Origin of the sequence: Kitasatospora sp. NPDC051914, from assembly GCF_040680995.1 — a bacterium.
Taxonomy (GTDB): Bacteria; Actinomycetota; Actinomycetes; order Streptomycetales; family Streptomycetaceae; genus Kitasatospora.
In genome coordinates, this window is the sequence record NZ_JBFAXX010000102.1 from 1 (window position 1) to 17,825 (window position 17,825).

Consider the following 17,825-nt stretch of genomic DNA (forward strand, 5'->3'; position numbering starts at 1 on the left):
CCCCGGGGGGGGGTTTTAGCAGGGGCGGGAACGGCGTTCGGGGGGTGTCGGCCGGCGCCGGGTCAGCGCTCGGCGCGGGGCCGCCGCGGCTGCGGGACGTCGTACTCCGCGGGGACGACCCCGGCCAGGTGCTTGGCGGGTTCGCCGTGGTTCTCCAGGTGGTCGCGGGCGGCGATCTCCGGGTGGTGCAGCTCGAAGGCCGGGGATTCGGAGCGGATGCGCGGCAGGGTGAGGAAGTTGTGCCGCGGCGGCGGGCAGGAGGTCGCCCACTCCAGCGAGCGGCCCCAGCCCCACGGGTCGTCCTCGGTCACCTTCTCGCCGTACTTGGCGGTCTTCCAGACGTTGTAGAGGAACGGCAGGATCGACAGGCCGAGCAGGAAGGAGCCCACGGTCGACACGGTGTTGAGGGTGGTGAAGCCGTCCGAGGCCAGGTAGTCGGCGTAGCGACGGGGCATGCCCTCGGCGCCGAGCCAGTGCTGGACCAGGAAGGTGGTGTGGAAGCCGACGGTGAGCGTCCAGAAGGTGATCTTGCCGAGCCGCTCGTCGAGCATCCTGCCGGTCATCTTCGGCCACCAGAAGTGGAAGCCGGCGAACATCGCGTACACCACCGTGCCGAACAGCGTGTAGTGGAAGTGGGCGACGACGAAGTACGAGTCGGAGACGTGGAAGTCGATCGGCGGCGCGGCGAGGAGCACCCCGGTGAGCCCGCCGAAGAGGAAGGTGACCAGGAATCCGGTCGTCCAGAGCATCGGGGTCTCGAAGCTCAGCGAGCCCTTCCACATGGTGCCGACCCAGTTGAAGAACTTCACGCCGGTCGGCACCGCGATCAGGAAGGTCATGAACGAGAAGAAGGGCAGCAGCACCTGCCCGGTCACGTACATGTGGTGGGCCCAGACGGTGACCGACAGGCCGGCGATGGCGATGGTGGCGGCGATCAGGCCCGAGTAGCCGAACATCGGCTTGCGGCTGAAGACCGGGATGACCTCGGAGACTATGCCGAAGAACGGCAGCGCCAGGATGTACACCTCGGGGTGCCCGAAGAACCAGAACAGGTGCTGCCACAGCATGGCGCCGCCGCTCGCCGGGTCGAAGACGTGCGAGCCGAACTTGCGGTCGCACTCCAGGGCGAGCAGTGCCGCCGCCAGCACCGGGAAGACGATCAGCACCAGGACGGCGGTGAGCAGCACGTTCCAGCAGAAGATCGACATCCGGAACATCGTCATTCCGGGGGCGCGCATGCAGATGATGGTGGTGATGAAGTTGACCGCGCCGAGGATGCTGCCGAAGCCGGACAGCGTCACGCCCATGATCCACATGTCGGCGCCGACGCCGGGGGAGTGGACGGCGTCCGAGAGCGGCGCATAGAGGAACCAGCCGAAGTCGGCGGCGCCCTGCGGGGTGGCGAAGCCGGCCGCCGCGATCAGCGAGCCGAACAGGAACAGCCAGTACGACAGCATGTTGAGCCGCGGGAAGGCGACGTCGGGGGCGCCGATCTGCAGCGGCATGATCCAGTTGGCGAAGCCGGTGAACAGCGGCATCGCGAACAGCAGCAGCATGATCGAGCCGTGCATGGTGAAGGCCTGGTTGAACTGCTCGTTGGAGAGCAACTGCGTCCCGGGCCGGGCCAGTTCGGCGCGCATCACCAGCGCGAGCACACCGCCGACCAGGAAGAAGCCGAACGCCGACCACAGGTACAGCGAGCCGATCGTCTTGTGGTCGGTCGTGGTCAGCCACCGCACCAGTACCGCCCCGGGCCGCCGCCGCGGGGCCGGACTCCCGACCCCTTCCTGTGTCGCCTCGATGGCAGCCACCGGACGTCTCCTCACTCGCTCGCCGAACCTCGTACTGCCGCGCGGGCGTACGGGAGGGGAGCGCGCGCACGGGCGCCGCTCCCGGCTCCGGCCGGCGGCGATCCATGCTCCGTGGCGGCGGGGCAGGCGCCCCAGGGCCGTTGGTCCCCGCACCGCCGGGTCCACCGTCCCCGGCCCGGGGCCGGTCGACCGGGCCCAACGGACCGCCGCCGATAGCAAACGGGCACCCCTTGGGGGGTGCCCGATGTCGCTCCGGTGCGGCCGGGGTCAGCGGCGGCCGGCGGGTGCCTTGGCGGCGGGAACCTGGGTGGCGAGCACCGCGGCCTGGACGCGGCGCTCCACGCCGAGCTTGGCGAGCAGCCGGGAGACGTGGTTCTTGACGGTCTTCTCCGCCAGGTAGAGCCGCTCGCCGATCTGCCGGTTGGTCAGCCCCTCGCCGACGAGCGCCAGGATCTGCGCCTCGCGCTCGGTCAGCGCGGGCAGCGGGGACGGCTGCGGAACCGAGGTCTCGCCGCGCAGGCGGGCCATCAGGCGGCCGGTGGCACCCGGGTCGAGCAGCGACTGGCCGGCGGCCACCGTGCGGACGGCGGAGACCAGGTCGGTGCCGGCGATCTGCTTGAGCACGTAGCCGGAGGCGCCGGCCATGATGGCGTCGAGCAGCGCCTCCTCGTCGTCGAAGGAGGTCAGCATCAGGCAGGCCAGCTCCGGCATCCGGGAACGCAGCTCGCGGCAGACCGAGACGCCGTCGCCGTCCGGCAGGCGCACGTCGAGCACGGCGACGTGCGGCCGCAGCGCGGGCACCCGGGCGAGGGCCTGTTCGGCGGTGGCGGCCTCCCCCACGACGGTCAGACCGGGTTCGGAGTCGAGGAGGTCCTGTACGCCCCGGCGGACCACTTCGTGGTCGTCGAGCAGGAAGACCCGCACGGGATCCTCGGTACCCGTCCGTACCGTGCCGTCGAGCATGGCACAACTCCTTCCCCGGCCCTTCCACCGCGGAGGGGCCACCGCATTCTGTCCGGCCGCCGCGGGTCGCGGACAGGGCCGTCCGGCCCTAATCGGACTGTCGGCCGGCCGTGGTCCTGCTTGCGGCGGGCGGTGCGCGGGCCGAGATTGGGAGACGGAGTCCGCCGCGGCCGTCGCGGCGGCGCGGAGCCGAGGAGGGCCGGGATGGCGGTTCTCGTGGAGGTCGACCTGCTGGGGGCGACCGCCGAACAGTACGAGGAGTTCCACGAGCGGCTGGCCCGGGAGGACGGCATCTTCGCCGGCTGCCTGGCCCATGTCGCCGCGGTGACCGGTGACGGCATCCGGGTGATCGACCTGTGGGACTCCGAGGAGTCGATGAACCGCTTCGCCGAGCGGATGCGGGCACTGGGGCTGTCGGTGCCCGACGTCTCCTACACGGTCTCCGCGGTGCACCGCTACGACCTGTCCCCGCAGGGCTGACCGCGGGGGCGACCAGGGACACACGGGCAACCACCAGGGGCGCCGGGGCGCCTCGTGCCCCTGGTGGTTGCCGGCTAGGCCGGGCAGGTGAGGGCGAGGCGGATGGCGTCGGCGAGGCCCTGACGGTGGCCCTCGCGGAACTCCTTGCCGCGGGCGGCCAGCAGCGACACCGTCCAGTGCATCCTCGGCACGCCCGGGATCGGCGCCAGGCTCGCGCCGTACGGCTGGGCGGCGAGGCCGGTCGGCAGCATCGCGCAGCCCAGCCCGGCCTGGACGGTCGCGTGGACCCCGTCCATCGAGCCGAGTTCCAGGCTCTCCGGCGTCTCGCCGCCCCGCAGCCGCAGGAACTCCGGCAGCCAGCGCTGCGAGGGGCAGTCCGGGTCGGCCACCACGACCTGGTGGCAGGAGAGCGGGGGGCGGGCCGCGGCGCTCGTGCTGGGCGTGAACTCCAGGTCCTGGACGGCGATCTCGGTGGGAGCCTCGGGCCGCTCGCGGACGGCCGAGGCGCGTTCGGCGAGCAGTGCGGTGCGGGCCCGGGCGCCGGCCCGGCCGGGGGCCGCGGTGAGTGCGGCGACGGGGGCGGCGGCGCGGTGGTCGCGGCCGGTCAGCAGGATGGCGCCGTCCAGGCCGCCCGCGCGCAGGGCCGCGTGGATCTCGGCGGTGCCCATCACGCGCAGCGCGAGCTGTACGCCGGGGAGCAGACGACGGCCGAACTGGGCGATCCTGGCGAGCTGTTCGCCGTAGGCGAGGGCCGGGACGAGGCCGACCTTCAGCCGTGGCACGGTGGCCGAGGGGCCGCGCAGGGCGTGCTCCATCTCGTCCACCAGGGTGAGTAGTTGGCCCGCGTACCCGCGGAGGGTGGAGCCTGCCGGGGTGAGCCGGACCCCGTTCGGCAGGCGGTGGAAGACGGGAGCGCCGACCTGTCTCTCCAGGGCGCGCATCTGCGCGGTCACGCTCGACTGCGAGTAGCCCAGCCGGTGGGCGGCGCTGGTGAACGAGCCGGTTCTGATGACCTCGCAGAACGTTCTCAGGGTCTTGACGTCGATGTCCACTGCTGCTGCTCCCGCATGCCGCCCGTGTGGTGCCGGTGTGGTGGGTGGGCGGCCGCCGGCGGGCGGCGGGGGCGCCCGGAGTGCTGTCTCCGGGCGTCCCGTGACCGCGGCGGCCGTCAGGCCAGGGTGTGGGCGTCGACCAGCGGGAAGTCGAGCTCCGGCTCGGCGACGTGGTTGAAGTAGTTGGACAGCACGTTCAGGGCGACGTGGCCGACGATCTCGGCGATCTCGGCGTCGGTGACGCCGGCCGCGCGGGCCTCGGCGAGGGCCGTGTCGGAGACCCGGCCGCCGCTGGCCATGATCTCGCCGGTCAGCTTGAGCACCTGGTCCATGTGCGGGTCGGCGTCGGTGCCGCGGCGGGTGTCGAGCAGCTGGCCCTCGCTCAGGCCGACCTTGCCGCCGCGCATGGTGTGCGCGGAGACGCAGTAGGTGCAGCTGTTGCGCTGGGCGATGAACAGGGCGAGCTGCTCGCGCTGCTTGGTGCTGAAGGTGCCGCCGACCAGCGCCTCGCGCATCGCCAGGTAACCGCGGAGGGCGGCAGGGCCGTTGGCGAGTGCCGCGTACAGGTTCGGGACCTTGCCGAGCTGCTTGAGGGTGCTCTCCAGGAGTTCGCGCTGCTCCTCGTCGGCGGTCTCGGTGGTGAGCTGGGGCAGACGGGACATGGTGTCTCTCCTCGGTTGCGGCAGAGATGGAACCGATCGGTACCAAACAGCTAGGACGGTACCGATCGGTTCCGTCCTCCGTCAACGCCCATCGAAAAATCAGAACCGAGTGGTACCGTTTTCGGATGCCGAGCAATGCGAGAGAACGACTCCTCGCCGCCGCGGAGCGGCTGTTCTACGAGGAGGGCATCCGCGCGGTCGGGGTCGAGCGCATCCTGAGCGAGTCCGGCGTCGGCCGTGCGTCCTTCTACCGGCACTTCCCGAGCAAGGACGACCTCGTCGTCGAGGTGCTCCGGCGCCGCGACGCCGCCTGGCGCACCTGGCTGGCCGACACCGTCCGGGCCAGCCCCCGCGGCACCGGCGAGCTCCCGCTCGCCCTCTTCGACGGCCTCGCCGAGCGCTTCGCCGCCGACGACTTCCGCGGCTGCGCCTTCATCAACACCATGGTGGAGGAGGCCGATCCGGCCAGCCCCGCCCACCGGGTGGCCGCCGAGCACAAGCAGAAGGTGATCGAGTACCTGGACGGGCTGCTCGCCGCCGCCGGCTACCGGGGCCACCGCGACCTCGCCGGACAGCTCGCCCTGCTGGGCGACGGCGCCATCATCACCGCACTCCGCGAACGCACCCCGGACGCCGCCCCGCGCGCCCGCGCCGTCGCCGAGGCCCTGCTCGCCACCGCCGACCGCGGCACGGCACCGCAGGGCTGACGGGCCGCCCCGCGCCCCGGGAGAGCCCGGAGCCGCGGACGGCCGACCGGCATCCGGTCAGCCGTCCGCGAACCGTGCGGCCAGCTCCGCACGGCGCACCTTCCCGGACCGGGTCCGCGGCAGCTCCGCAGCGAACTCCAGCCCGCGCGGCACGAACACGGAGGCGAGCCGCTCGGCCGCCCGGGCCAGCAGCTCCCCGCGCAGCCGGGCCGCCCCGGCCCCGCTCGGCGGCTCCCCGCGGGTCGCCACCACCGCGTACGGCACCAGCCCGCCGGCCGGGTCCGGGCGGGGCACCACCGCCGCGTCCGCCACCTCCGGGTGCCCGCGCAGCACCGCCTCGATCTCCACCGGCGACACCCGGTGCCCGTACGACTTGAACACCTCGTCCAGCCGCCCGAGCAGCCGGATCGAGCCGTCCGCGCAGACCTCGCCGACGTCGCCGGTGCGGTACAGGCCGCCGGCCAGCGCCGCGGCGGTGCGCTCCGGGTCGTCGGCGTAGCCGGCCATCAGGCCGACCGGCCGTTCCGCGAGGTCCAGGCAGACCTCGCCGGCCGCACCGAGCTCACCGGTCGCCGGGTCGCGCAGCACCACCCGGTAGCCGGGCAGCGGGTGGCCGAGCGGCGAGAGCGGCGCAGGGTCGTCCGGGGTGCGGCCGATCAGCGCGGTGGCCTCGGTCTGCCCGTAGCCGTCCCGGACCTGCACGTGCCAGGCGGCGGCGACCGCGGCCGACACCTCGGCGGTCAGTGGCTCGCCGGCCGCGGTGGCCTCGCGCAGCCGTACGGCCGACCGGGTGCGGTGCAGGTGCGGCAGCATCGCCCGCCAGGCGCTCGGCGGGCCGCAGAAGCTGTCCACGCCGTGGTCGGCGAGCACGCCGGGCAGCACCTCGGGCGCCAGGCCGCCGTCGGGCGGGGCGAGCACCGCGGCCTCGGCCGTCCACGGCACGAAGAAGCTGCTCCAGGAGTGCTTCGCCCAGCCCGGCGCGGACAGGTTGAGGTGCAGGTCGCCCGGGCGCAGGCCGTTCCAGTACAGGCTGGACAGGTGGCCGACCGGGTAGCTGGCATGGGTGTGCTCGACCAGCTTCGGCAGCGAGGTGGTGCCGGAGGTGAAGTAGCAGAACGCCGGGTCGGCCGCGGGCGTCGGGCCGTCCGGCAGGAACGGCACCTGCACCGAGCGGGTGTCCGGGTAGGCCGTCCAGCCCGGTGCCGGACGGTCGGTGAGGGCGATCCGCAGGCCCGGCACCGGCAGCCCGTCGAGCAGCGCGGCCGCCTCCTCGGAGCAGAACACGTGCCGGATGCGGCCGCGGCCGATCCGGTCGGCGGCCTCCTCCCGGGTCACGTCCTGGTACGAGGGCACCACCACCGCGCCGAGCTTGAGGCAGCCGAGCAGGCTCTCCCACAGCTCGGCCCGGGTGCCGAGGAGCAGCAGGACGCGGTCCCCGCGGCGCACCCCGAGTCCGGACAGCGCGGCCGCCAGGGTGTCGGAGCGGGCCGAGAGTTCGGCGAAGGACAGCTCCTCGGCGATCCGCGTCCGGCCGTCCGCGCCGGCCGGCGACAGCAGCCGCAGGGCGGTCCGCGGATTGCCCGCGGCCACCACGTCGAACCACTCCAGCGCCCAGTTGAACTCCCGGGCGCGCGGCGGCCGGAAGGAATCGCAGGCCGCCGCACGGTCGCCGCGCAGCCGGATCAGCAGGTCGCGGGCGGCCCGGTACTCCTCGTGCGCGGCGGTCCGCCGGTGGCGCCACCAGCCTTCGTCCAGGCGCCCGTTCACCGGCCGGCCCGCCCGGTCAGCGCGGGCTCGGCCGCGGTCTGCGGCGCCGCGTCGGCGAGCAGCGCCTCGGCGATCGCGTCGGCGTCCCGGGTGAACGCTCCCCAGGGGCCCGGCCGGCCGCTGCCGACCTGGGTGAACCAGCGGGTGTGCTCGCTCGGGATGCCCAGCACGAACATGGTCCGCTCGATCCCGCCGTCCGCCCGCACCGGGTGGAACGGCGAGTCGGTGGTGGCCATCCCGCCGGTGTCGAACGCGCCGCCCGCCCAGGAGTTGACGAAGGTGCGGATCACGCCGTCGGCCAGCAGCCCGCGGATCAGCGGGTCCCGGTCCGAGCGCAGGTCGGTGCCCGGCACCCGGGCGTCGACCAGCGCGTCCAGTCGCACCCGCGAGTCCTCGACCTGGCCGGACTCCACGGTGAAGCAGCCCAGGTCGCGGTCGGCCCGGAACCGGGCCGCCGGACCGACCGGCTCCAGGACGCGGGCCGCCAGCAGCGCCAGGAACTGCTCGGAGCGCATCGCCGGCGGCCCGGTGGAGATCACCGCGGCGGCCGGGTTGAAGTCGGCGAGGAACCGGCGGTGCGAGTCCGGGGTCAGCCCGGCGAAGTCCACCACCGAGCGGATCGTCGCCCGGACGTCGCGCAGCACGTCGCCGGCCGCCTTGACCGGCCCGTCGACATTGCCCCGCAGCGCCTCGGCGAGGTCCTCGCGCAGCCAGGCGGCGAGGTCCCGGCGGTACTCGGCGGGCGAGGCGAACCGCCGCCCGGCGAACGGCCGGGCCAGGCGCCACAGTGCGGCCAGCGGCTCCCCGGCCGGGCCGAAGCCCTCCGCCAGCACGGCCAGCGCGGCCGGGCTGGGCGGCTCCTCCCGGAAGGTCGCCGCCGCCAGGTCGGCGAACTCCCGCTCGGCGTCCGGCCCGGCGGCGTGCCGCAGCCGGGTGCCCAGCAGGACGAGGTTCATCTCCGCCAGCAGCCAGGGCAGCACCTGCGACTGGAAGTCCAGCGGCCCGGCGGCCCGCAGGGCGGCCATCCGCTCCGGAGTGAACAGCCTTGCACGGTAGCGGAATTCGGCGCTCTTCTGGTTCCGTCCGCGGGTCAGCAGCGGGATGCCGCTGCGCGAGGCGGGGATGATCCGCGGCTCCCGGCCGCTCGGCAGGTAGCGCAGGCCGCCGCCCTCGGCGGGCACGAACCGCCCGCCGCGGCCCAGCGTCAGCGCCGCCACCACGTCGTAGAAGGTCAGCCCCATGCCGAGGACGCCCACCGCGGCGCCCGGCGGGATCGCGTCCAGCGGCATCTCCGCGGCCGAGTCGCCGACCACGTACCGCACCGGCGGGTGCGCCTCGGCGAAGGCCTGCCACTCCCGCTGCTGCTCGTCCAGCTCGTTGGTGGGGTGGCCGGAGGCCAGTACCAGCCGGTCCACGGTGAGCACGTCGCCGCGGTCCAGCCGGACCCGGTGCACGGGCTCGCCGGTGCCGTCCTCGGCGGGGCCGCGGTCGGCGGTGAGCGCCCGGGCCTTCACCGGACGGATGGTCAGCCCCGGCACCCGGGCGTCCAGCACCAGGCCCAGCACGAACCGCAGGTACCTGCCGTAGACCACGCGCGGGGCGTAGCCGTCCGGTTCGGCGTTCTCCGGGTCGGCGGCGGCCCACCACTCGGCGAGGTCGGGGCCGGCGCCGGGCCGCGCCGGGCCGCCGTCGGACGGCCCGGAGAACATGGTGACCTCGCGCGCCGGGGTGTTCATCAGGAACCACGGGGACTGCTCCGGCCGCCAGATCCGGCCGGCGCCGATGCAGTACGGGTCCACCGCGGTGACCTCCACCGGCCGCTCCGGCGGCTGCTCGGCGCAGCGGGCCACCAGCCGCTCCAGGACGGACAGCCCGCGCGGGCCGCCGCCGATCAGGCCGATCCGCAGCGGCGCGGGCTCGGCCGGCACCGCCTCCGGCTCCGGCGCCTGCCGGGCGGCCTCGCGGTCGTGCTGCTCGGCGACCCGGCGGAGCATGCCGGACAGCCGTCCGGAGGTCATCGCTCCGGAGCGGCCGACGGTGGCCAGCAGCGGCATGGCGCCGACCTCGGACCATCGCAGCCGCCCGTCGTCGCCGATCGTGCCGCGGGCCGCGCCCCGGTTGTCGGGGTGCAGGCAGTACGGGATGTCGAGGATGCCGCGGTGGAAGGCGCGCAGCAGGGCGGTGCCGACGTCGTCCGACAGCGACAGCACCGCGGTGATCAGCGCGCGGGCCTCCAGCAGCACCTCGGTGGCCTCGGCGGGGGTCTCGCGCGGGGCGTCCGCCAGGTCGCGCCGGGTGCGCCGGGCCTGCGCGGCGGCGGCCCGCAGCGCGGTGAGGTTCTCGGCGACGGTGGGGATGCGGTGCGCCTCGGCGCCGGTCTTGACGATCAGGCGCTCCGCGCCGCCGCGGACGGCCAGTTCGGCGCTGCGCTTCAGCAGCAGGCCCGCGCCGGCGGTGCTGCGCGGGAAGACGCCCATGTAGGTGTAGAGCACGACGTGCCGGTCGACGGTGGGCGGCAGCAGCTCCTCGGCGAGCAGGCGGAGGGCGGCGAGCGCCTCGACGTCCTGCTGCGGGCTGGTCTGCTGGGCGTAGCTGAGCGAGACGCTGGTCATGCCGTTCTGGGCGAAGAACAGGCACTCCAGGGCGGACATCGCCACCAGCAGGGAGGGCGGGCAGAGCTGCCCGAGCAGGCAGCCGCCGAAGGACTCCAGGTGGGCGCGGACGCCGTTGGCCCGGCTCTCCTCGGCGAGGAAGCGGGTGGCCTCCCGCCAGGCCGCGACGGATTCGGCGAGCGGGGTGCGCCCGTACGGCAGGCAGTAGGAGACCGGGCCGCCCTCGCTGGTGCCGAGGCCGGCGGCGGCCATGGTGCGGAAGATCGCCCGGGGGTCGGCGGAGCCGTGCCGCACCTGCACGGGGGTGTGGCGGCCCGCGGCGGCGGCGACCTCGGCGGTGGTGCGCGGGCCGTGGCCGACCAGCGGGAAGCCGTTGAGCGGCTTGCCGGCCCGGACGGCGGCGACGGCGGCGCTGTGGTCGCCGACCCGGGTGTAGCTGTCCAGGGTGATGGTGGCGACGGTGCGTTCGGCGAGGCCCGCGACGGCGGTCAGGCCGGCCGCCATCTCACTGGGGACGGCCATGCCCATGCGGGGCTGGACGACGAGTTCGCCGGCGTTGGCGGCGGCGCGGACGTAGGCGCCGAGGTCCGGTGGGGAGGCGGGTGAGCGGGTCACGCGGCAGCCCGCTCGGTACAGGTGGCGGGCAGCTGGGCCAGGTAGGCGAGCAGCGCGTCGGGGCGGGCGCCGTCGGGGTGCACCCGGTCGAAGCCGGCCGCGAGGAGTTCGGCCGTCCGCTGCTCGGCGCCCTCCGGGGAGATGCCCAGCAGGCCGCCGATGACCAGCGGGATGTCCCGGGTGGTGCGCTCGTCGCGCAGCGCGCGGGCGGCCCGCAGCCCGTCCAGGTGGCCGTGGCCGTTGACCGAGCTGAACACCACCAGGTCGGGGCGGGTCAGCTGCGCGGTGTCGACGAGCAGCTGCTCCGGCACGCAGGGGCCGAGGTTGAGCACCGAGTGGCCGTTCTCCTCCAGCAGCAGCTGCAGGTGGACGAGGTTCCAGGTGTGCGCGTCGGAGGAACCGGTGGTGAGCAGCACGCGGCGGCTCTCGGCGGGCTCCGGGGCGGCGGCAGCGGCGGGGCGCAGCGGGTACGGCGTCAGGGTTCGGGAAGGCGACATGGCTACTCCTCGGGTGGCGTCGGTGCGTGGCCTGGCAGCGGTGCCGGGCGCCTCGGCGGTGGCCGGCGCCCGTCGTGCGGCGGCCGGGTACCGGGCCGCGGTGTCGGTCGCGGCCCGGTACCCGGCGGCGGGTGGACGGCGGGTCAGCCCGCGGCGCCCGCGCCCACGCCGGTGGTGATCTCTTCGGGCTCCGGGGTGCGGGCCGAGGCCGGGCGGGCCCGGACGGCGAGCACGGTGCACCCCTCGGCGCTGGACATCTGGTGCCGGGTGCCGGGGTCCTCGACGACGAGGTCGCCGCGGTGGAAGCGGCGGCCGTCGCTGTGGTCGAGCACGCCGTCGAGGACGAGCATCAGCTCGTGGCCGAGGTGTTCGTGGAAGTCGCCGTGCGCGCCGGGCGGGAAGCGCAGCAGCAGGGCCGCGGAGTCCTCGCCCTGCTCCGCGTCGGGTCCCCACAGGACGACGAACTCGACGCCCACGCGGCCGGGTTCGGTCCACGGCACCCAGGGCAGGTCGGTCTGGTCGAAGCCGTTGCGCAGCACGTCGCGCATCACGGTCACGTCAGGCATGGGCCACCTCCGGGGTGCGGACGACGCCCCAGGGCAGCGGCCCGGAGACGATCGGGGCGCCGATCAAGGAGCCGAACTCCCGCCAGGCGCCGTCGTAGTTGGCGACGCCGGGGCGTCCGAGCAGCTCGTTCAGGACGAACCAGCTGTGCGCGGACCGCCAGCCGATCCGGCAGTAGACGACGGTCGGCGCGTCCTTGTCGAGCTGGCTGTAGAGCGCCTCCAGCTCCTCCTGGTCGCGGAAGGTGCCGTCCGGGCGGACGGTCGCGCTCCACGGAATGTGCTGGGCGGACTCGGCGTGGCCGGGCCGCACGCCCTGGTCGTCGGGGACGCCGGGCGGGGCGGTGCGCTCGCCGAGGTACTCCTCCAGGGAACGGCAGTCGACCAGGTTGATCGAGCCGATGCCGTTGATGACGGTGTCGCGGTGGGCGCGCAGCGACTCGTCGAACGGCCGGACGGGGTACTCGACCGGCGTCCGGGCCGGGGCCTCGACGGTGAGGTCGCCGCCGAGCGCCTCCCAGCGGGCCCGGCCGCCGTCCAGCAGCCGCAGTTCGCGGTGGCCGTGCAGCCGGAACTGCCAGAACCCGGCCGCGGCCCACCAGTTGCTGTTGCCGCTGTAGAACACGACGGTGTCGTCCGGGCCGATGCCGTGCCGGCCGAGCAGGGCGGCGAACGCCTCCGGGCCGACGAGGTCGCGGCGGACGCGGTCCTGCAGGTCGGTCGTCCAGTCGAGGCTGACCGCCCCGGGTATCCGGCCGCCCGGGTTGGGGCCCCCGTCGGTGATCTCCACGAGGACGACGCCCTCGTCGGAGCCGTGGGCCCTGACCCAGTCGCAGTCGACCAGGACGCTGTCGCGGTCCATCGTTTCTTCCCTCCTGTCGCTGAGCCGGGCGTACCGGCGGCCCGCGGCCGCCGGTATGCCGGTTGCGGTCACCACCAGTAGGTGGGGTACTTGCCGATCGCACCGATCCGGGAGGCCAGCAGGCCGACCAGGACCAGCAGGACGCTGCCCGCCGCGAGCAGCAGCAGGAAGCGCACCGGGGCCGGGTACTGGACGACGACCAGCACGGCGGTGGCGGCGGCCGGGGCGTGGACGGCACGCAGCACGCCCATCAGCCCGACCGAGAGGCCTGCGGCGACCGAGGCCGTCCACAGCGAGTGGCCGGCGACGGCGACGGCCGCGTAGCCGATCAGGGCCGAGCCGAGCTGGCCGATCAGCACGCCGCGCGGCTGGGCCGGCGGCAGCGCAGGGCTGGCGCAGATGATCATTGCGGTGGCGGCCAGCGGGGCGATCAGCAGCAGCGAGCCGGTGGCCTCGCCGATCGCCGCCAGCACCAGCAGCGACACGATCGTGGTGAGCGTGCCGGCCACCGTGGCCCGGGTCCCGGCGAACGCCGGGGCGCGGCCGCCGAGGCCCCCGCCGGACGTCCCGGCCGGGGCGGGCGCGGACGGCCGGTTGGCGGTCTGGTTCGTCATGGTGTGTCAGCTCCCGTGGGTGCAGCGTCAGTTGTGCTGACCGTGGGCGAGTTCCACGGTCTTGCGGTGCACAACGCGGCCGATCTTGTGGCCCATCTCCAGGCCCGGTCCGTTGTCGAAGCTCCAGTGCATGCCGCCGTAGACGCGGGAGATGCCGGCCTGCTCGGCCGCGGCGGTGAAGGTGGGCCAGGACAGCGTGACGTCCACGGCCGGGGTCAGACCGGGCTCGACGGTCGAGGTGCCGGCCTTGAACACGAAGGAGTCGCCGAAGGAGTCGCTGCCCGTCCAGCGGCGCAGGAACTCGGCGGCCGCGCCGGAGAAGGTGGAGTGCCCGGACACGGTGGCGGGGAAGCCCGGCACCGCCACGTAGGCCCGCCAGTGCACGCCGTCCATGGTGACGGTGCCCTGGCCGGGGCCGCCCCAGGAGCGGATCTGCCGGCCGCGCTGGTCGTACGGGACCAGGGTGGACGGGCGGGCGAAGTCGTACTGCCGCTTGACCGCCCAGGAGCCGATCGCGGCGTCGCACTCGGCCATGTTGAGGCCGAAGAACAGCGGCGCGTCCTCGTCGATGCCGTAGCCGTCGCGGGCCGAGACGAAGCGGCCCCACATCTGCTGGGCACCGGGCGGGGTGACGTCGTTGTTCAGCCAGAACTCGGCGATCGCCTTGCGCTCGTCGTTGAGGCAGGCGCTGACCTCCAGCAGCTCCTCGACCGCGTCCGACATCCGGGTGGACGGGTAGGCGGGCGGCGCCGGCACCGTGAACTGGTCCGGGCGGCTCAGCGCGAACGGCTTCATCACGGAGAACTGCGGGGTCAGGAACTTCTGGGTCTTCCCGCCGACGATCAGCGGGGTCCAGTGCTCGGGCGCGGTGACCAGGCCGGGGTCGAAGGCGGCGATCGACTGCGGCTGGTTGAGCGCGGTGTATCCGGTGGTGTCGGCGTAGCCGCCGCCCTGGTTGGCGCCGTCCTGGTGGCGGAAGTCGAGCACGGCCCGGGCGGTGCGGCGGCCGATGCCCGCCGGGGTGTCGGGGCCGGCCTGGGCGTCCGGCTCGTAGCCGAGGCTGCGCAGGAAGGAGTCCGCGGCGGCGGCCTGGTTGGGGAAGAGGTCGCGCATCGCCAGGTGCGCGGCGTAGCTGACGGCCTCGTTCTTGTTGGCCAGGGTCCGCTCGCGGCGCGGACGGCGCAGCGAACCGCCGAACCGGGTGCCGACCGCACAGGAGTCGTAGCAGGCCCAGGCGTCGAATATGGCGTTGTGGATGACGGCCAGCGCTCGCGCGTTGATGGTGGCGGGGCCGAACACCGTGCCGGCCAGCCGGTACTCGGCCATGATGGCGTCCATCACGGCCTGGTTCCAGCGCACGACGACGCTGACCTGGTGCGCGCCGGGCGCGCGGTGCCCGGTGCGGGTCTCGGCGGCCCAGGCGGTGGCCGGCAGGGCGAGCGCGCCGGCCGCGCCGAGTCCGGCGGCGATGACCCGGCGGCGGGTGGTGTCTCGGGCGGTGAGGGGCAGGGTCATCGGTGTCGTTCCTTCTCGCGTGCGGGCCGACGGCCGGGAGGCGGCTTTGTGCGGAAGGTATGTGACGGTTCGTGACATGAACGTTGCAGCGGCATTGCACCGTGTTGCAGCGAGGCCGGCGACGTCCCGTCAAACATTTGTGCGGACACCGATCGATGCTGCTCAGGCGTTCGGTGCGGCCGCAGCGGTCGATCGGCTTCTTCTATGGCTCCCATGCAATGCGGCGATGGCGCTCGCTGCCGCCGACCGGCGGTGGTTAGCGTGGAAATCAGGCCGCCCGACCACAGGGAGCGGATCGACCAGCGGCACCGGGCACGGCACTGCAGCGCGGACGACACCGCGGCGATGCGCCGGCCCCCGGCGCCGCGACGCCACGGGCACCGCCTGCGGGCGGCACCCGGGTGAGGACACGGGGGCAAGCCATGATCCAAGCACTACCGGGCGGAGGCGGCATCAGGGCCGTCGCCGCTCCCGGGGGAGGCCAGGCGCGCCGGAGCGCCGCGGGCGACCTCGCACCACCGCGGCCGCGCACCCTGCGGGCCGCAGACGGCCCGGACGGCCCGGACGGCCCGGACGGCCACCGGCCGTGCCCGGCCGGAGGAGCGGCCGCCGGCGTCCGGCTCGACCTGCTGGGCGGCTTCGCCCTGCACATCGACGGAGACGAGGCCCAGCCGGGCATCGGCGCCCGCCGCCTGCTGGCCCTGCTCGCCGTCGAACCCGCCGGACTCACCCGGGCCCGGGCCGCCGCCGTCCTCTGGCCCGGCCTCGACCCGGCCAGGGCCGGTGCAGCCCTGCGCACCGCACTGCACCGCCTGCCCGGCTGCCGCACGGACCTGCTCCACGAAGGCCGGGAACGGCTCAGGCTCGCCCCGGACGTCACCACCGACCTGGGCGACCTGCGCGCCACCGCCACCCAGGTGCTCAACCTCGCGCTCCCGATGGACGCCGAGGAACTCGGCCGGGCCGCCGCCTGCGACTTCGGCCACGACCTGCTGCCGGACTGGGAGGAGGACTGGCTCGACCACCACCGGATGCGCTGGCGCGAACAGCGGCTGCACACCCTCGAAGCACTGTCCTTCCGGCTCGTCCAGGCCGGCTGGGTCGGCGCCGCGGTCGACGCCGCCCTGGTCGCCATCCACGCCGACAACCTGCGCGAGAGCGCACACGAGACGCTGGTCGCCGCCTACCTGGCGGCCGGCAACCGGATCGCCGCCAACGCCTACCGGACGTCCTACCGCGACCTGCTCCGGCGGGAGCTCGGCGGCCGCGAACCCGCCCCCGGCGAGGGCGACGCACCGCAGGTGCGCAGTCTCCGCAGCCTGCACCGCCCCGCCCCGGGACGGCAGGACACCCCGTAGGGGGCGTCCTGCGGACGCCGTCGGGCGGTCGACCGGGGGCGCGTGGGGGTACCTCCCGGCCGAAGGCCGGGGGAGAACTGCGCGAGGCGGAAGGGACGGCACCGCACCTTCAGCCTCGGCCGCCGTGCAAGATCCGCTGCTCGCTGCACCGTCCTGGCCCGTCATCAGCCGTGTTCTGGAGGCACACCGTCGTGAGCGTGACCCCCGAGCTCAAACCGCCCGGCCCCCTGCTGCACACCGCGCCCGCGCCGGACAGCCGCACCGCCCGCCTGCTGCCCGGTCTGCACCGCTGGGGGCTGTCCCTGCTGCGGGGCGGCCTCGGCGTGCTCTACGTGTGGTTCGGCATCCTGAAGATCATGGAGCGCAGCCCGGCCGCCGTCCTGGTGACCGGCACCATTCCCGGGCACCCCGGCGGCTGGGTCGTGCCGGCCCTCGGCTGGTTCGAGGTGCTGCTCGGGCTGTGGCTGCTCACCGGCCGGGCCCTCGTCCTGGCGATGCCCGTGCTCGGCGCGCACCTGTGCGGCACCTTCGGCGTGCTGCTGCTGATGCCCGGCACGGCCTTCGACGGCGGCAACCCGCTGCTGCTGACCCTGGTCGGCGAGTTCGTGGTGAAGAACCTGGTGCTGCTGGCCGCCGTGCTGGTGGTCACCACCAACTCCCGCTACCGGTCGGACACCGCCCGGTAGTGGGCGGGCGGCGGGTAATTCCGTTGCCTCCGCGCCGGGCGGCGCCTACGGTCACCGGGCCGTCCTGTCACCCGGACCCGGAGCCGCCCGTGCCGATCCGCCTCACCGCCCTGACCGACCCCGCCGCCCCCACCGGCGGCCGCCGGGCCGCCTGGCTCGCCGCCGACGACGGTGTCCCGGTGGGCACGGCCTTCCTGCGGCTCTCCGACCGCGACGACCGGCGCCACCTCGCCGAGTTGGAGCTGACCGTGCACCCGGCGGAACGGCGGCGCGGCGCCGGCACCCTGCTGTTCGACGCCGCCGCCGCGGCGGCCCGCGCGGACGGCCGGCGGATCCTGCTCGCGGTGGCCGAGGAGGGCGGGCCCGGCGAGGCCTTCCTGGCGGCCCGCGGGCTGCACCGGGCCCTGGTGCTGGTCGAGGCCCGCCTGCCGCTCGCCGAGGCGGACCGGCACCGGCTCACCGCGCTGGTCGAACGCCCGCACCCCGGCTACCGCCTGGTGTCCTGGGAGGGCACCGTCCCGGACGGCCTGCTGGAGCGCTACCTCGCCGCCCGGCCTGCGATGGACGACATGCCGATGGGCGACACCGGCCACCCCGCCGTCCGCTGGGACGCCGAGCGCCTGCGGGCCGCGGCCGAGGCCGTCGCCGCCCGCGGCGAACTGCTTCACACCGTCGCGGTGCTGGCCGAATCGGACGGTGCGATGGTCGGCTTCACCGAACTGGTGCTGCCGGGCGGAGGGGCCGGCGACGGCCAGCACTACGGCACCGGCGTGCTGCCCGGCCACCGGGGCCGGGGCCTGGCCCGCTGGATGAAGGCGGAGTCGATCCGCACCGCCCTCCGCCGCCGGCCCGCACCGGACGGCCTCATGACCGACACCGCCGAGGAGAACACCGCGATGCAGCGCGTCAACGAGGCCTTCGGCTACCTCCCGACCCGCCGCATCTGCCACTACCGCCTGGACCTGTAGGGCAGAACCACCAGGGGCGTCGGGAACTGCGCAGTTCCCCACCCCCCCAAAACCGGAGATAGGGAGAGCACCCGGAAGAAAACAACGACACCA

General features: G+C 74.7%; 16 protein-coding genes. 5 read left to right on the plus strand and 11 right to left on the minus strand.

What is annotated here, in order from left to right:
- Nucleotides 1–62: 62 nt before the first annotated feature.
- Together ctaD and AB0M03_RS37215 are read right to left on the minus strand one after the other, a co-directional pair.
- Nucleotides 63–1,802 (minus strand): cytochrome c oxidase subunit I, encoded by a 1,740-nt coding sequence (ctaD, locus tag AB0M03_RS37210; protein WP_363500449.1) that lies wholly within the window; start codon nucleotides 1,800–1,802, stop codon nucleotides 63–65.
- Nucleotides 1,803–2,078: 276 nt separating this feature from the next.
- Nucleotides 2,079–2,774, minus strand: a complete 696-nt coding sequence (locus AB0M03_RS37215) for a response regulator transcription factor (RefSeq protein WP_363500405.1) — start codon at nucleotides 2,772–2,774, stop codon at nucleotides 2,079–2,081.
- Between the two features lie 204 nt (nucleotides 2,775–2,978).
- Between AB0M03_RS37215 and AB0M03_RS37220 the strand changes: the two genes are divergently transcribed.
- The gene (locus AB0M03_RS37220) at nucleotides 2,979–3,254 is read left to right on the plus strand and encodes a hypothetical protein (protein WP_363500408.1); all 276 of its coding nucleotides are present in this window, start codon (nucleotides 2,979–2,981) and stop codon (nucleotides 3,252–3,254) included.
- A 74-nt stretch (nucleotides 3,255–3,328) separates the two neighbouring features.
- Here the strand turns inward: AB0M03_RS37220 and AB0M03_RS37225 are convergent, their stop codons facing one another.
- A complete protein-coding gene (locus AB0M03_RS37225) occupies nucleotides 3,329–4,306 on the minus strand; it encodes a LysR family transcriptional regulator (protein ID WP_363500411.1) in 978 nt (325 codons plus the stop codon).
- 116 nt (nucleotides 4,307–4,422) lie between these two features.
- Nucleotides 4,423–4,968: a carboxymuconolactone decarboxylase family protein gene (locus tag AB0M03_RS37230; RefSeq protein WP_363500414.1), complete on the minus strand. Its 546-nt coding sequence runs from the start codon at nucleotides 4,966–4,968 to the stop codon at nucleotides 4,423–4,425.
- A gap of 125 nt (nucleotides 4,969–5,093) precedes the next feature.
- Here AB0M03_RS37230 and AB0M03_RS37235 point away from each other — a divergent pair, with 125 nt between their 5' ends.
- On the plus strand, nucleotides 5,094–5,675 hold the full coding sequence (locus tag AB0M03_RS37235; RefSeq protein WP_363500417.1) for a helix-turn-helix domain-containing protein: 582 nt from the start codon (nucleotides 5,094–5,096) through the stop codon (nucleotides 5,673–5,675).
- A 57-nt stretch (nucleotides 5,676–5,732) separates the two neighbouring features.
- On the opposite strand, the gene AB0M03_RS37240 is transcribed toward AB0M03_RS37235, so the two are convergent.
- The 7 genes from AB0M03_RS37240 to AB0M03_RS37270 form a co-directional block, all read right to left on the minus strand.
- On the minus strand, nucleotides 5,733–7,442 hold the full coding sequence (locus AB0M03_RS37240; RefSeq protein ID WP_363500420.1) for an AMP-binding protein: 1,710 nt from the start codon (nucleotides 7,440–7,442) through the stop codon (nucleotides 5,733–5,735).
- A complete protein-coding gene (locus AB0M03_RS37245) occupies nucleotides 7,439–10,669 on the minus strand; it encodes an FAD/NAD(P)-binding protein (RefSeq protein WP_363500423.1) in 3,231 nt (1,076 codons plus the stop codon). The genes AB0M03_RS37240 and AB0M03_RS37245 overlap by 4 nt, the downstream gene beginning before the upstream one ends.
- Nucleotides 10,666–11,166, minus strand: a complete 501-nt coding sequence (locus AB0M03_RS37250) for a cobalamin-dependent protein (RefSeq protein ID WP_363500426.1) — start codon at nucleotides 11,164–11,166, stop codon at nucleotides 10,666–10,668. The genes AB0M03_RS37245 and AB0M03_RS37250 overlap by 4 nt, the downstream gene beginning before the upstream one ends.
- A 143-nt stretch (nucleotides 11,167–11,309) precedes the next feature.
- Nucleotides 11,310–11,732, minus strand: a complete 423-nt coding sequence (locus tag AB0M03_RS37255; RefSeq protein WP_363500429.1) for a cupin domain-containing protein — start codon at nucleotides 11,730–11,732, stop codon at nucleotides 11,310–11,312.
- Nucleotides 11,725–12,591 carry a sulfurtransferase gene (locus AB0M03_RS37260; RefSeq protein WP_363500432.1) on the minus strand — a complete coding sequence of 289 codons (867 nt, stop codon included), beginning with the start codon at nucleotides 12,589–12,591 and terminating at the stop codon, nucleotides 11,725–11,727. The genes AB0M03_RS37255 and AB0M03_RS37260 overlap by 8 nt, the downstream gene beginning before the upstream one ends.
- A gap of 68 nt (nucleotides 12,592–12,659) precedes the next feature.
- Nucleotides 12,660–13,205, minus strand: a complete 546-nt coding sequence (locus AB0M03_RS37265; protein WP_363500435.1) for an HPP family protein — start codon at nucleotides 13,203–13,205, stop codon at nucleotides 12,660–12,662.
- Nucleotides 13,206–13,232: 27 nt separating this feature from the next.
- Complete coding sequence (locus tag AB0M03_RS37270) at nucleotides 13,233–14,720, minus strand: vanadium-dependent haloperoxidase (RefSeq protein ID WP_363500438.1); 1,488 nt, start codon at nucleotides 14,718–14,720, stop codon at nucleotides 13,233–13,235.
- Nucleotides 14,721–15,142: 422 nt separating this feature from the next.
- On the opposite strand from AB0M03_RS37270, the gene AB0M03_RS37275 reads away from it, so the two are divergent.
- The 3 genes from AB0M03_RS37275 (at nucleotide 15,143) to AB0M03_RS37285 (ending at nucleotide 17,732) form a co-directional block, all read left to right on the plus strand.
- The gene (locus tag AB0M03_RS37275; protein ID WP_363500441.1) at nucleotides 15,143–16,078 is read left to right on the plus strand and encodes a BTAD domain-containing putative transcriptional regulator; all 936 of its coding nucleotides are present in this window, start codon (nucleotides 15,143–15,145) and stop codon (nucleotides 16,076–16,078) included.
- A 191-nt stretch (nucleotides 16,079–16,269) separates the two neighbouring features.
- Nucleotides 16,270–16,764: a hypothetical protein gene (locus AB0M03_RS37280; protein ID WP_363500443.1), complete on the plus strand. Its 495-nt coding sequence runs from the start codon at nucleotides 16,270–16,272 to the stop codon at nucleotides 16,762–16,764.
- Between the two features lie 89 nt (nucleotides 16,765–16,853).
- A complete protein-coding gene (locus AB0M03_RS37285; RefSeq protein ID WP_363500446.1) occupies nucleotides 16,854–17,732 on the plus strand; it encodes a GNAT family N-acetyltransferase in 879 nt (292 codons plus the stop codon).
- Nucleotides 17,733–17,825 lie beyond the last annotated feature (93 nt).

Excerpts from the sequence above, each read along its gene's own strand:
- AB0M03_RS37215 (WP_363500405.1), bottom strand. The coding sequence starts at position 2,774 with ATGCTCGACGGCACGGTACGGACGGGTACCGAGGATCCCGTGCGGGTC.
- AB0M03_RS37250 (WP_363500426.1), bottom strand. The coding sequence starts at position 11,166 with ATGTCGCCTTCCCGAACCCTGACGCCGTACCCGCTGCGCCCCGCCGCT.
- AB0M03_RS37265 (WP_363500435.1), bottom strand. The coding sequence starts at position 13,205 with ATGACGAACCAGACCGCCAACCGGCCGTCCGCGCCCGCCCCGGCCGGG.
- AB0M03_RS37275 (WP_363500441.1), top strand. The coding sequence starts at position 15,143 with ATGATCCAAGCACTACCGGGCGGAGGCGGCATCAGGGCCGTCGCCGCT.
- AB0M03_RS37220 (WP_363500408.1), top strand. The coding sequence starts at position 2,979 with ATGGCGGTTCTCGTGGAGGTCGACCTGCTGGGGGCGACCGCCGAACAG.
- AB0M03_RS37255 (WP_363500429.1), bottom strand. The coding sequence starts at position 11,732 with ATGCCTGACGTGACCGTGATGCGCGACGTGCTGCGCAACGGCTTCGAC.
- AB0M03_RS37230 (WP_363500414.1), bottom strand. The coding sequence starts at position 4,968 with ATGTCCCGTCTGCCCCAGCTCACCACCGAGACCGCCGACGAGGAGCAG.
- AB0M03_RS37260 (WP_363500432.1), bottom strand. The coding sequence starts at position 12,591 with ATGGACCGCGACAGCGTCCTGGTCGACTGCGACTGGGTCAGGGCCCAC.
- AB0M03_RS37235 (WP_363500417.1), top strand. The coding sequence starts at position 5,094 with ATGCCGAGCAATGCGAGAGAACGACTCCTCGCCGCCGCGGAGCGGCTG.
- AB0M03_RS37270 (WP_363500438.1), bottom strand. The coding sequence starts at position 14,720 with ATGACCCTGCCCCTCACCGCCCGAGACACCACCCGCCGCCGGGTCATC.